Below are 12,558 nucleotides of genomic sequence, written 5' to 3'. Positions count from 1 at the left end.
CTTGCTGGCGCTGCGGGCCAAGGCCGCGTCAGCGCACTTGAACCGTCAGGCGCATGCGCGGATGAATTCCGCACCGGACCTCGACCGTGCCGGCCTGCGGCAGCGGGAGGCGCAGCACATCGCCCGGAGACTGAAGATCCGAATTCATCTCGACCCCCGGGCCGGATGCGTTGATCTGGTGCGGGAACTCATCCTCGTTGGAGAAGCGCAGGACGGTGCCGCGCGGCACCACGGCCTCGCGCGCCGAGAAGGCCCGGTCGCGCTGAACGATCAGCGGCTCGACCTCGCGCGCCGGGGCCGCGGCGGCGCAGGCGAGCAGCACCAGGCAGCCCAGGGCCAGCGCGCGCCTCATTGCGCCGCCCTCCGCTCGGCGGAGATCTGGTAGGCCTGGGTGCGCGCCAGGAGCATGGGGTCGCCCGAGGGTGCGATGCCGGCCACCAGACTGGTCGGAACGAAGCGCAGGTCCTGGCGGGCGGCGTCCGCCGGCGCCGCCAGCGCCTCCAGCGAGAGGGTGCCAAGCTCCACCAGCGGCCGTTCCGCCGGCCAGGCCCGCGAGCCGTCCTGGGTGTCGTCTCCCGGCTCGGCGAGCTGCACCAGCAGGCGGAAGCCGGCCTTGCCCTGGCTCAGCCGGCCACGCAGCTCAGTCGTGAGATAGTCGGCCGGGCGCGCGGCGGCCTGCCCTGGCGTCAGGTGCTGCGGGCCCGCCTGCGGCAGGATGCGGTACCGTCCGAACCGCGCCTCGCCCGCCGCATTGCTGAACCGGAAGGCATTGACGCCGAAATAGGCTTCCGTCGCGTAGCTGGCCGGGGCCGGCTTGGGATCGTCCAGGAAGGCCCGCACCGCCGGGCTCGCAGCGGCGAGGCCCTGCAAGGCCGCCGGATCGGGCACGGCCCGCAGAAAGGCGAGGAAGGCCTCCGGCGTCGCCGCGGGGAAGCCGTCATAGGAATGGGCGACGATGTCCGTCTCCTGCTCCCCCGGAAGGAGGAACTTGATCGCCATGCCGCGCGGGCTGGCGGCGGGGTCGCCGTCCGGCAGGCCGGGCGCGGCGGCGAAGTTGGAGAAGCGGACCAGCACCGGCACCGCCTCACCGGCGAGATGCGGCGCCCGGCTCAGGCGCGGCGCCTCGGGATGCGGGTGGAAGCTTCCCGTGCAGAGCAGGCCGGTGGCGTGCACCGCCCGCCGGGCCGGATGCGGTCCCTGGAACAGGTTGTCGAAGGCGCCGACAATGCCGGCGGGAACGCCGGAGCGGCCAGGCTGCGCGCGCGCGATCCCGGCCATCGCGGCGCTTCCCAGTACGGCACCGAGAATGCCGCGCCGCGCCCAAGCCGTCCTTGCCTCGCCCGATTCCGCTGCTTCCGCCATGGCCTGCTTTCCCTGCTGGGAGCGAAGCCTAGTGGTTCAATCGCAAAGGAAACCTTGATCCGTGTGCCGCCGCCGGGGCCGGCGCCGTTTCGCTCAGCCCGCCTCGATCAGCCTTCTCAGCAGCACGGTGTAGCGCCTCGTGGCGGCCCTCAGGCGCGCCGCCTCCTCAGGCATGCCCTGGCATGCGGCGGCGGCCATGCCGGCGGCGCCAAGCTGGAAGGCGAGATAGCAGGGCCGGTAGGCGTCGGGCAGCGCCGGGTCGGTGGCATGGCCGGATTCCCGCGCCACCGCCGCCGCGAGCGCCGTGGGAGCGAGCCCGAGTTCCACCTCGGCACCGACCAGGTCCCAGGCGAGATCCTGGCAGCCAATCAGGTCATGCGCGGCGTGGTGGTCGAGTGCGTCGGCCTTCAGCAGCCGGCCATCGGGGAGAGCGAGCCATTCCCAGGGATGCAGCCGGTTGTCGCCGGCAATCGGGCGCAGCCGCGCCTCCAGCCGGGGCAGGTCCGGCTGGAGGCGCCGCAGCGCGCGGGCCGCGGGCTCGCCGAGCGCCTCGGCCGTGTTGTGGCAGGCCATGTCCCAGAGCGCGGCCAGGCTGGCGCCCCCGCTGCCCTTGGCGAAGTGCCGGCGGCGGAAGGCCAGGTAGCGCGCCACTGGCGCCAGCAGCGCAGCCGGGGGGCGCGGCGCCTGGTCCAGCCCGCGCGCCGCCGCCTCCCAGCCGGCAACCAGGAAGCCGTGCCGGTAGCCTGCCAGTGACGGCACCAGCCCGGCCTCCGAAAGCATCCGCCCCATGCGCGCCTTGCCCTCGCCCTCGGGGCCGAGGCCGGTGAACTTCAGCAGCCAGGGGCGCCCTCCGGCCTGAAGGAGGAACTTGCGGCGTTCCTGCTGCGGATTGGCAGGTGGCCAGGCGCCTTCCGCGGCATAGCGCAGCGCCCGCCAGGCCCCGCCGGAAAGCTCGCGCAGGGGAGCCTCAGGCGGGCCGGTCAGGTCGGCCGCCCAATGCTCCAGGCGATGCGCCGGCCGGGAGGCGTGCAGCACGAGCCGCTCGAAATCGCAGAGATGCCGCGCGGCGGCGGACCAGCGGGCGCGGTGCCGCGCACTGGCCTGTGGCCCGGGCGCTCCGCCATGGCTGGGAAAGAAATGCAGCCGCGAAGGCGCAATGCCGCCCCCCTCCAGCAGGTCGGCCACCGCCCCCATGGAACTGCCGGAAAGCCCCGGCCCTTCATCCACGATGGCACGCGGCCCCTGCCCTCGCAGCAAGGCGGCCTTGATCTCGCCGGACAGGGCGAGGCGCCGTTCGAAGGGGTGTCCGACCGGCCGCAGGCTGACCGGCGGCGCGGCACCGAGCGCGGCGGCCACCAGCGCCGCCAGCGGCAGGCCGATGCTGCGCAACCCGATGACGACGGTCGCCTCGCCCAATCCGGCCTTCTCCGCCGCCTGCAGATAGCCTTCCGGATAGAGCGCATAGAAGCTGAAGCCCTCCATGCGCTTCGGAGCGATCACCTCAGGCAGCGGCCCGGGCAGGAAAGCCTCCGGCAGCGGCGGCAGGTCCTGAAACCCGCTGGACCAGGAAGCCCGCAGCGCCGCCGCCAGCCGCGTCAGCAGGGCCGTGCCGGCATCGCCCTGCGCGGAGGCGGCATCCTCGCCCCGCGCCCTGAAGGCGGCATCCGCAAGCCCCTGCGCCAGCTCGCCCGCCTCGATGAAGCGGGCCACCAGCGCCGTATGGCGGGCAAGGCCCGGCGGCAGGCCGGAGAGTTGCCGCAGGCCCTCCTGCAAGGCGCCCAGCAGGGCGTGAGGCTCCTCATGCCGGACGGCATCGCCATAGACGATCATGCCGGCCGGCGCTGGCCGCCGCTCAGCGCAGCGTGGCGCTGGCCCCGGCGCCCGCGCCGTAGCTGCTCGCCGCTGGCTGATGCATCAGCTCGCTGAACCAGGCGATGGTGGATTGCAGCCCGGCCACCAGCGTGGTGCGCGGCTGCCAGCCCAGCAGCGCGCGCGCGCGGGAAATGTCCGGTCGGCGGCGACGAGGATCGTCCACCGGCAACGGCTGGTGAACCACGGTGGAGCGCGTATCCACCATCCCCAGCACGCGTTCCACCAGCTCCGCCACCGTAAGCTCGTTCGGATTGCCGAGGTTGACGGCACCAGGCTGTTCGCCCTCATGGGCCATCAGGCGCATCAGCCCCTCCACAAGGTCATGCGCGTAGCAGAAGGAGCGGGTCTGGCTGCCATCGCCGTAGACGGTGATGTCCGCCCCCTCCAGCGCCTGCGTGATGACGTTGGAGACGACGCGCCCATCATCCGCGCGCATGCGAGGGCCATAGGTGTTGAAGATGCGGGCGACGCGAACCTCCGCGCGGTGAGCGCGGTCGAAGTCGAAGGCCAGCGCCTCGGCGGCGCGCTTGCCTTCGTCGTAGCAGGCGCGCGGCCCCGTGGAGTTCACGTTGCCCCAGTAGGTCTCGACCTGCGGATGCACCTCGGGGTCGCCGTAGATCTCGCTGGTGGAAGCCAGCAGGAAGCGGCCCCCATGCGCCTCCGCCAGCCGCAGCAGGTTGCGCGTGCCCATGACGCTGGTCAGCATCGTATGCTCGGGGTCGGCCTGGTATTGCACCGGCGAGGCGGCGCAGGCCAGGTTGAACACGCGGTCGAGTTGCTTCGGCAGGGCGCGCGCCGGAAGCCGCTCGATGACGTCGGCCTCGATAAAAGTGAAGCGCGGCTCGTTCTCCAGATGCCGCAGGTTCCTGGCGTGCCCGGTCTGCAGGTTGTCCACGCAGACCACATGGTCCCCCTGCGCCAGCAGCGCATCGCAAAGATGCGAACCCAGAAAGCCCGCGCCGCCCGCCACCAGGACGTGCTTTGCCTTACCGTTCTTCATGGACGTCCACCTGCGGGAAGGAATGCGGCGCCGCACCGTGCAGCGCCGCGAAGGCGGGTTCGGGCAGCGGCGCGCGGTCGCCGGCTTCCCGGATGTAGGTTTCGAGCTCGGCGGCGCGGTGCGCGGCGCTGTGGCTGGCGAGGATGCGCCGGCGTGCCGCCTGGGCCTGGCACTGCCGCACCGCCTCCGGGCGCTCGCGCAGGGCGCGCAGCACATCCGCGGCGCTGTCGGCGAGCACGATCTCGGCGTCAGGAGCGAACAGCGTGTCGAGCCCGTCCCACCGGTCGGAGATGACCGGCGTGCCGCAGGCAGCGGCCTCGAAAAGCCGCACGCTGGGGCTCCAGCCAGCGTGGATCATGTCGGCACGGGTGACGTTCAGCGTGTAGCGGCTGGCGGCATAGAAGGCAGGATGCTCGGCCGGCGGCACATGGTCGAGCCGCTCCACATTGGCCGGCCACGCGATTTCCGCCGGGTACTGCGGCCCGGCCACGACGAAGCGCAGTTCCGGTGCCTGCCGCGCGGGCTCCAGCAGCAGCCGCTCCAGCGTCGGCTGGCGGTCGGGGCTGTAGGTGCCGAGATAGCTGAGGTCCCAGCGCGGCGCGACTTCCATCGGCCGGTAGGCGTCGGTGTCCACCGAGCAGTAGAGCGGCCGCGCGGCGGGCGAGCCGTAGTGCCGCATCAGCCGGTCCAGCGTCGGGCCGCCGGTGAAGGAGAGATAGAGGTCGTAGCCCGGGATCAGCGCCGGGGAGAGATACTCCTCGTCGCCGCGCGCCAGCTTGGCCAGCGTCACCGGCGTGTCGATGTCGTAGAAGGCGGTGACGCCGTTCGCCACGCGCTGCGCCAGCGCGCCGACCGCCACGCCCTCGGGCACGTAGGAGCCGACGATCACGGCATCCGCCGCCGCCATCGCGCCATGCCAGGCGCTGAGCCCGCCGAGGTCGCCATAGAATTCCAGGCGGCAGAAATCCGGCTGCGGCAGGTCACGGTGCGCGGCGTACCAGGGCACGTCGCGCTCCAGAAACAAGATGCGGTGGCCGCGCGCGGCGAAGGCGCGCAGCAGCGCGCGAAAGGTGGTGGCATGGCCGTTCCCCCAGGAGGAGGAGAGGCTCAGCCCCAGCACCACGATGTTGAGCGGCGCCGCGCTCATGCCGCGCTCCGCTTGGTGGTGGCTGCCTTGCGCCCGGCCTCCTCGCGCAGCAGCGCATCCACCTGGGCGCCGCGCAGCGCGTAGGTATGGCCGGCCAGGATGCGCGCCCGCGCCGCCTCGCCGATCGCCCGCGCCCGCTCCGGCGTCAGCGCCGCGACATGCTCGGCGACGTCCTTGCCGTCGCGCGCCACCAGCACTTCCTCGCCCTCCTTGAGGAACAGCTCCAGCCCCACCCAGGCGTCGGTGATCAGGCAGGCGCCCGCCCCCGCCGCCTCGAAGACGCGGGTGGCGGGCGAGAAGCCGGTCCTGGCCATGCTGTCGCGGGCGATGTTCAGCACCGCCAAGGGCGAGGTGTTGAAGGCGTTGTGGTCGCGCGTCCGCACATGGCCGATGTGCCGCACGTTGGGCGGCATGGCCTTGCTTTCCCAGCCATTGCCGCCGATCAGGAACTTGCGCTCCGGCAGCGCGGCGGCCGGCTGCAGGAAGAACTGCTCCACCCGCGCCTCGCGGTCCGGCAGGCGGTTGCCGAGAAAGGCGAGGTCCACGGCGAAGCGCGGCTCGGCCGGCACGGGATGGTGCGTCTCCGCGTCCAGCGCGTTGTAGACCGGCACGCAGCGCCGCGCGCCGAAGCTCATATAGGCGTCCACCACCGGCGGGCCGCCGCCATAGGTCAGCACCAGGTCGAGCGAGGGCAGCGTGCGCCGCAGTGGATGCTCGGCCGCGGCGCCGATCTCGGCGAGGGTGGCGGGCGCGTCCACGTCCCAGAAGATGCGGATCGCCTCGGGACGGGCGGCACGCATCACGCCTTCCAGCAGCAGGTCGTCAAAGACGCCGACGCCGCTGGCCTTCACCACCACCTCGGCCAGCGCCGCCTCGGCGATGACGCCCTGCGCCGCCGCCTCCGTGGCGGGATAGACCACGACCTTCGCCCAGTCCGGCGGCTCGATGTCGCGGTGCTGCTGCCGGTCGAAGGCATCGGGCTCGTAGAAGGTGATGCTGTGGCCGCGCTGCGCCAGGTCGCGCAGCATGCCGCGGTAATAGGTCGCTGCGCCGTTCCAGTAGGCGGACAGCAGGCTGGATCCATAGAACGCGATCTTCATGCGGCGGTCTCCGCGGTATGGCCGGCGCGCAAGTTGGCGACGATCCCGAGCAGTTCCTCCGCCCGGTGCGCGCAACTGTGGCGGGCACGAATGGTTTCAAGGCCGCTGGCCACCAGCGACTCCCGCAGCGCCGCATCATCCCGAAGCGCGCCCATGTGACGCTCCATCTCCGGCTCGTCACGCGCCACGAGATAGTCGCGCCCGGGACGGAACAGGCCTTCCGCGTCCTCCCAGGGCGAGCAGACCAGCGGAATGCCGCAGGCCATTGCCTCGAAGACACGGATGGTCGGAATGCCCGGCAGCATCCGCACATAGAAGCGGCGCGGAACATGGATGGTGGCGAGATGGCGCGCGAAGACCTCGGGCGCGGCGGCGTTGGGCAGCCAGCCGTGGTAGCGCGCGCCATGGCGGCGCAGCGCCGCCAGCGCGTCCTCGGGATAGCGCACGCCGAAGATGTCGAGCGGCAGCCCAACGGTGCGCGCCGGCCGCAGCAGAAAGCTTTCCAGCTCCTCGCTGCGCTCGTCGTCGCCCCAGTTGCCGATCCAGACCAGCCCCTGGCGCGGCTCACTGGAGGGCAGGGGGCGGAAATGGCGCGTATCCGCCGCCTCGTGCCAGATCCAGACGCGGTCGCGCCAGCCCCAGTCGCGATAGACCTCGGCCAGCGCCGCGCCAAAGGCGAGCACGCCGTCATAGCCGTCCAGCGGCATGGTGCGCATCGCGGCGGGGTCGCTGACGGCGCGGTGGTGCGTGTCGTGGAACAGCAAGGTGAAGCGCGCGCCGTTGGCCCGCATGCGGCCGAGCGCGCCAACCAGCTCCGGTGCGTTCCACTCGTGCACGATCACCAGATCCGCCGCATCGAGCGCGGCTTCGCAATCCGCCAGCGCCTCGAAGGACCGGGCGGCAAGCTCCGGATAGGCGGCGCGATAGGCGGCCAGCCCGGCCTCGCCATGATCCTGCAGCAGGTTCTGCAGGCTCCAGCCTTCGCGTGGCTCCACCGCCAGAACCTCGTGCCCGCGGAGTTGCAATTCACGCAGCACACCGCGCACGAAATGCGCGTTGCCGTGGTTCCAGCAGGATTCGAGGGAGTGGGTGAAATAGACGATCCTCACGCCTGCGCCTCCTGGCATGCCTGCGGTGCCAGCACCGCGCGGTAGATCTGCTGCGTCCCCCGCGCCATGGCCGCGGGCGTGTAGCGCCGGGCCCGCGCCGCCGCCGCCTCGCCCCGCCGCCGGCGAAGCGCCGGGTCTTCCAGCAGGCGGGCGATGGCCGCGACGAAGCCGTCGCCATCGCCCGGAGACACATACTCCGCCGCCTCGCCCCAGATCTCGCGGAAGCTGGCGATGTCGGAGAGCACGAGCGGGCAGCCCGCCTGCGCCGCCTCCAGCACCGCCAGGCCGAAGGGCTCGTAGCGTGCCGGCGAGACGAAGAGGCTGGCGGCCTCGAAGCACGCCGCCATCTGGCCGCTGTCGAGTGTGCCGAGATTGTGCAGGCCGGGCAGCGCGATCGCGCCCCCCTGCGGCCCCGCGAGCGGCCCGGCGGTGACCACCGGCAGCGGCAGCCGCCCGGCGATTCCGTCAAGCAGGCGCAGGTCCTTGCCATCGTCCCACAGCCGCCCCGCGGCAAAGACAAAGCGCTCCGGCAGCCCGGCCGGCATCCGCGCTGGCTGCTGGCGCGCGCGGCCGTTGTGCACGACCTGCGGCGGCGCGGCGAGGCCATGTAAGCGCGCCGTGGTTGCGGCGAAGGCGGCGCTGGGGGCCAGCAACCGGTCGGCGGCGCGATAGCCTTCCGTCACCAAGGCGCTGCGCCAGGCGAGATCGGGCGGCAACGGCCCGCCGCGCACAGCCTCCCACCAGCTCGCCACGCAGGAGTGGCAGGCGGCGACAACCGGGACGGTGAAGCCACCGCTCGCGGCCAGGGCCGGACTGTTCAGGTGCACGAGATCGGCGCCTTCTGCGCGTGCCAGGGCGGCGAGCCGCTCTCCGGCCTTCAGCACCGCGGCCGCATCCTCCGCCATCCATTCCAGCGCGAGATCCGTGTCGACGATGCGCAGGCCGGCAACAGCGGCGGCCTCGGCGCGCTGTCGCGCGCCTGGCGGAGGGCCCAGCACCGCCAGCACCACCGAAGCGCCCTCGCCGATGAGCCCGCGCGCGAGGTCGAGCGCATAGGACCAGACACCGCCCACGGCATCCGCCGTGATCAGCAGGCGTGGGGAGAAAGGCGCGGCGGAGGAACCTAGGTCGCGCAATGCGCCGCCTCCACGCCGCATCTCACCGTGCGGCCTCGGCCACGCTGGCCGGCTTGCGCGGCGCCTGTGCCTCGCCCAGCCAGCGCGCCAGCCCGGCCAGCCCGTTGCGCCAGGGCGTCGAAGCCCGCAAGCCCAGTTCGCGTCGCGCCAGCCGCGTGTCCGAGACGTAGTAGCGCTGGTCGCCGGCGCGCCAGTCGGCATAGTCCACCATGACGCGCCGCCCCACCAGCTCCTCGATGGCGGCGAGCACCTGCCGCAGGCTCACCGCATTGTCCGGTCCGCCGCCCAGGTTGAAGGCCTGCCCGGAAACCGCATCGATGCGCTGCCAGGCGGCGAGGTAGGCGGCCACCGCGTCATCCACCTGCAACACGTCGCGCACCTGCCAGCCGTCGCCGAAGATGGTGATCGGTTCGCCCCGCAGGGCGCGGATCAGGAAGTGCGCCACCCAGCCCTGGTCCTCGGTGCCCATCTGCCGCTGGCCGTAGATGCAGCTCATGCGCAGCACCGCCGTCGGGATTCCGAAGCTGCGGGCGAAGTCGAGCACATACTGATCGGCGCCCCCCTTCGAACAGCCATAGGGCGTATGGAAGTCGAGCGGCCGCGCCTCGCCGATGCCGTGGCCGCGCAGCGCCGGGTCCACGGGACGGTACCCGTCGGCCGCGCGCTCCAGCGCCACATCGGCAAGGGCGCCATAGACCTTGTTGGTGCTGGCGAAGACGAGCGGCACCGCCCTCCCCTGCCGGCGCAGCGCATCGAGAAGGTTGAAGGTGCCGCGCAGGTTGACGTCGAAGTCGTCGCGCGGGTCGGCGAGGCTGGTCGTCACCGCGACCTGGCCGGCCAGGTGGAAGACAACCTTGGCATCCCGCGCGGCCTCCTCCACCGCGGCCTCGTCGCGGATATCGGCGATGCGCGCCGTGACCCGCTCGGGGTGGCGCGCCTTCAGCCATTGCAGGTTGGCCTCGACGCCGGGGCGCGCCAGCGCGTCGAGCACCAGCACGTCATGGCCATCGGTTGCGAGCCGGTCGGCCAGGTTGGAGCCGATGAAGCCGGCGCCGCCGGTGACCAGCGCCACGCGCCGCGACAGGAGGGCCGGCGCCTCGAGCGGGGAGGACGGCACGTTCACGCCACCAGGCCCCGCGTCTCGAGCTCGCTCCGGGCCTGCTGCACGAGGTCCTCCGCCTGCTGCGAGGCAACCCATTCGGCAAGCTCGCGCAGGTCCGCCTCGAAGTCGCGCGAAACGCTGTAGCCGAGTTCCCGCTGGATCTTGCCAATATCGGGGATGTTGTGGCGGATGTCGCCGCTGCGGGTCTTGCCCATGATCTCCGGCGTCCGGTCGGGGCAGCCCATGGCATGCGCCAGTGCCAGCGCGACCTCCTCCACCGTGCGGTTCTGGCCGCTGGCGACGTTGTAGACCTGCCCGGCCGCACGCGGATGCTCAAGCGCCAGAACAAAGGCGCGCGCCACATCCTCGACATGCACGAAGTCGCGGCGCTGCTGGCCGTCCTCGAAGATCATCGGCCGCTGGCCGTTGCGCAGGCGCGAGGCGAAGATGGCCAGCACGCCGGTATAGGGATTGGAAAGCGCCTGGCCCGGCCCGTAGGCGTTCCACAGCCGCAACGCCACGCCCTCCATGCCGTAGGCGGGCGCCAGCGTCAGCGTCAGCCGTTCCTGGGTGAACTTGGTGATGGCGTAGACCGAGGCGAGCACCGGCCGCTTGCTTTCCGGCGTCGGCACCGGAAGCAGCGGGCGCCCCTGCGCGTCCACCGGGTCCCAGGGCGCGTCGGGCGCGGTGCGCGGGCTGCGGATGACGTCCTCATGCAGCCGGCCTTCCGCATCACGGTAGAGCCCCTCGCCGTAGATGCTCATCGAGGACGCCACGACCACGCGCTTCACCGGCTGGTCGATCAGTTGCTGGAACAGCGACGCCGTTCCGCAGTCATTGACCGACACGTAGCGTTCCACCGCGTACATGCTCTGGCCAACACCGACCTCGGCGGCGAGATGCACCACGCGGTCGACATTCCTGAGCGCGCGGCGCAGCGCGGCCTCGTCGCGCACGTCGCCGGTCATGAACTCCACGTCACGATCGAGCAGCATCGGCTCCGTGCGCTCGCCATGAACCTGCTTGAGCAGGCTGTCCAGGACACGCACGTGATAACCCCGCCGCAGCAGCGCCCGCGCGACATGGCATCCGATGAAGCCTGCCCCGCCCGTGATCAGGATGGTTTCTTTCACGCAGCCACTCCCGGTATGATGCGCCGCAGGCCCAGGGCATGCGGCGAATCCGCTGATTCGAATCCTGCCTGCCTTCTTCTAAGAAGTAGAACCGCAAGCTGCACGGCGCCGTCCGATCACAGTTTCTTCACACTCCTTCCCGGGACGCTCCCCGTGACCCCGCTGCGCTTCCAACCACGTGTTCCAGCCGCATGACCGCTCCGGAAGGCACCAACGCGCGTCGCGAGGGAGGGTGAAGGGTTGCGAACAGCCGAGACAGCGCCATAACTCGGCGCGGATATGGCGCGTTTCAGGAAGTTTCCTTCACACTGAATTGTGAGGACAACGCAGCTCGTCACGCATTTGTGGTGAGGACAGGAACAAAGAAGCTTGCCAGCACGCCCCGGCCATCGTCACTTTCCCGTGGCGCAAGCGTGGCGGAGCTGCACCGCGGCCCAGCCCGCCTGCGTTTGACGATCCGGCCTGGCTGGATCAGCCTTGGCAACGCCACGTCGGGAAACTGGAGGCCAATTGGTGGGATCGGGACCGCTGCGAGTCGGGATCGTTGGTGTCGGGAACTGTGCCTCATCCTTCGTTCAGGGACTGGCCTATTACCGGGAGGCCTCCGCGAACGAGCCGGTGCCCGGCCTGATGCATGCCGATCTCGGCGGCTACCATGTCCGCGACATCGAGATCGCCTGCGCCTTCGACGTGAATGCCGGCAAGGTGGGCCGCGACGTGGCGCAGGCCATCCGCGCAAGGCCGAACAACACCATCACCTTCGCCGAGGTGCCGCCCACCGGCGCGCTCGTGCATCGCGGCCCGACGCTGGACGGCCTCGGCCGCTACCTGCGCGAGGAGATCGACGAATCGGAGGCGCCAGTCGCCGATGTGGCCACCATCCTGCGCGAGAGCCGCACCGACGTGCTGGTCTCCTACCTCCCCGTCGGCTCGCAGGCAGCGACGGAATGGTATGTCGAGCGCGCGCTGGAGGCCGGCTGCGGCTTCGTCAACTGCGTGCCCGTGTTCATCGCTTCCGACCCGCAGTGGCGCGCGCGCTTCGAGGCGCGCGGCCTGCCCATCATCGGCGATGACATCAAAAGCCAGGTCGGCGCCACCATCGTGCACCGCGTCCTGGCCAACCTGTTCCGCGAGCGCGGCGTGCGGCTCGACCGCACCTACCAGCTCAACTTCGGCGGCAACACCGACTTCCAGAACATGCTGGAGCGCGAGCGCCTGGAATCCAAGAAGATCTCCAAGACCCGCGCCGTGACCAGCCAGTTCGACGTCCCCCTCCCCGCCGGCGACGTGCATATCGGCCCCAGCGACCACGTGCCCTGGCTGACCGACCGCAAATGGGCGCATATCCGGCTGGAGGGCACCGGCTTCGGCGGCACGCCGCTGAACCTCGAACTGAAGCTGGAAGTCTGGGACTCGCCGAACTCCGCCGGCATCGTCATCGATGCCGTGCGCTGCGCGAAGCTGGCCATGGACCGCGGCCTCGGCGGCGCCGTCGTCGCGCCCTCCAGCTACTTCATGAAGTCGCCGCCGCAGCAGTTCACGGATGGCGAGGCGCGCGAGCGCACGCAGCGCTTCATCGACGGGCTGGAGTGAACCC

Annotated in this window: 11 protein-coding genes; 1 reads left to right on the top strand and 10 read right to left on the bottom strand. The window is 71.4% G+C overall.

All coding sequences use genetic code 11. The annotated features are described in order from the left end of the window. Positions 1–28: 28 nt before the first annotated feature. From E0493_RS20950 to E0493_RS20905, 10 genes are all read right to left on the bottom strand, one after another. The gene (locus tag E0493_RS20950; protein WP_160939217.1) at positions 29–352 is read right to left on the bottom strand and encodes a cupredoxin domain-containing protein; all 324 of its coding nucleotides are present in this window, start codon (positions 350–352) and stop codon (positions 29–31) included. Then, positions 349–1,362 (bottom strand): catalase family peroxidase, encoded by a 1,014-nt coding sequence (locus tag E0493_RS20945; RefSeq protein ID WP_202397260.1) that lies wholly within the window; start codon positions 1,360–1,362, stop codon positions 349–351. The genes E0493_RS20950 and E0493_RS20945 overlap by 4 nt, the downstream gene beginning before the upstream one ends. A 93-nt stretch (positions 1,363–1,455) precedes the next feature. Next, positions 1,456–3,192 (bottom strand): hypothetical protein, encoded by a 1,737-nt coding sequence (locus E0493_RS20940; protein WP_160939216.1) that lies wholly within the window; start codon positions 3,190–3,192, stop codon positions 1,456–1,458. A 22-nt stretch (positions 3,193–3,214) separates the two neighbouring features. Then, entirely contained in the window at positions 3,215–4,234 is a 1,020-nt protein-coding gene (locus tag E0493_RS20935) for a UDP-glucuronic acid decarboxylase family protein (RefSeq protein ID WP_160939215.1), read from the bottom strand. Next, positions 4,221–5,381 carry a CgeB family protein gene (locus E0493_RS20930; RefSeq protein ID WP_160939214.1) on the bottom strand — a complete coding sequence of 387 codons (1,161 nt, stop codon included), beginning with the start codon at positions 5,379–5,381 and terminating at the stop codon, positions 4,221–4,223. The genes E0493_RS20935 and E0493_RS20930 overlap by 14 nt, the downstream gene beginning before the upstream one ends. Continuing rightward, positions 5,378–6,481, bottom strand: a complete 1,104-nt coding sequence (locus E0493_RS20925) for a CgeB family protein (protein WP_160939213.1) — start codon at positions 6,479–6,481, stop codon at positions 5,378–5,380. Before E0493_RS20925 ends, E0493_RS20930 begins: the two co-directional genes overlap by 4 nt. Then, on the bottom strand, positions 6,478–7,590 hold the full coding sequence (locus tag E0493_RS23990) for a CgeB family protein (protein ID WP_160939212.1): 1,113 nt from the start codon (positions 7,588–7,590) through the stop codon (positions 6,478–6,480). Before E0493_RS23990 ends, E0493_RS20925 begins: the two co-directional genes overlap by 4 nt. Continuing rightward, the gene (locus E0493_RS20915) at positions 7,587–8,726 is read right to left on the bottom strand and encodes a glycosyltransferase family 4 protein (RefSeq protein ID WP_235913924.1); all 1,140 of its coding nucleotides are present in this window, start codon (positions 8,724–8,726) and stop codon (positions 7,587–7,589) included. The genes E0493_RS23990 and E0493_RS20915 overlap by 4 nt, the downstream gene beginning before the upstream one ends. Positions 8,727–8,748: 22 nt before the next feature. Further along, positions 8,749–9,843 (bottom strand): SDR family NAD(P)-dependent oxidoreductase, encoded by a 1,095-nt coding sequence (locus E0493_RS20910; RefSeq protein WP_367614561.1) that lies wholly within the window; start codon positions 9,841–9,843, stop codon positions 8,749–8,751. A 2-nt stretch (positions 9,844–9,845) separates the two neighbouring features. After that, the gene (locus E0493_RS20905) at positions 9,846–10,961 is read right to left on the bottom strand and encodes an NAD-dependent epimerase/dehydratase family protein (protein ID WP_160939209.1); all 1,116 of its coding nucleotides are present in this window, start codon (positions 10,959–10,961) and stop codon (positions 9,846–9,848) included. A gap of 618 nt (positions 10,962–11,579) precedes the next feature. On the opposite strand from E0493_RS20905, the gene E0493_RS20900 reads away from it, so the two are divergent. Next, positions 11,580–12,554: an inositol-3-phosphate synthase gene (locus E0493_RS20900; RefSeq protein ID WP_367614560.1), complete on the top strand. Its 975-nt coding sequence runs from the start codon at positions 11,580–11,582 to the stop codon at positions 12,552–12,554. Positions 12,555–12,558: the final 4 nt, after the last annotated feature.

It is taken from the genome of Teichococcus coralli (assembly GCF_009829925.1).
Lineage (GTDB): Bacteria > Pseudomonadota > Alphaproteobacteria > Acetobacterales > Acetobacteraceae > Pseudoroseomonas > Pseudoroseomonas coralli.
This window is presented reverse-complemented; position numbering and strand designations above follow the sequence as displayed.

Coding starts and splice junctions, on each gene's coding strand:
- E0493_RS20950 (WP_160939217.1), bottom strand. CDS start 352: ATGAGGCGCGCGCTGGCCCTGGGCTGCCTGGTGCTGCTCGCCTGCGCC.
- E0493_RS20945 (WP_202397260.1), bottom strand. CDS start 1,362: ATGGCGGAAGCAGCGGAATCGGGCGAGGCAAGGACGGCTTGGGCGCGG.
- E0493_RS20940 (WP_160939216.1), bottom strand. CDS start 3,192: ATGATCGTCTATGGCGATGCCGTCCGGCATGAGGAGCCTCACGCCCTG.
- E0493_RS20935 (WP_160939215.1), bottom strand. CDS start 4,234: ATGAAGAACGGTAAGGCAAAGCACGTCCTGGTGGCGGGCGGCGCGGGC.
- E0493_RS20930 (WP_160939214.1), bottom strand. CDS start 5,381: ATGAGCGCGGCGCCGCTCAACATCGTGGTGCTGGGGCTGAGCCTCTCC.
- E0493_RS20925 (WP_160939213.1), bottom strand. CDS start 6,481: ATGAAGATCGCGTTCTATGGATCCAGCCTGCTGTCCGCCTACTGGAAC.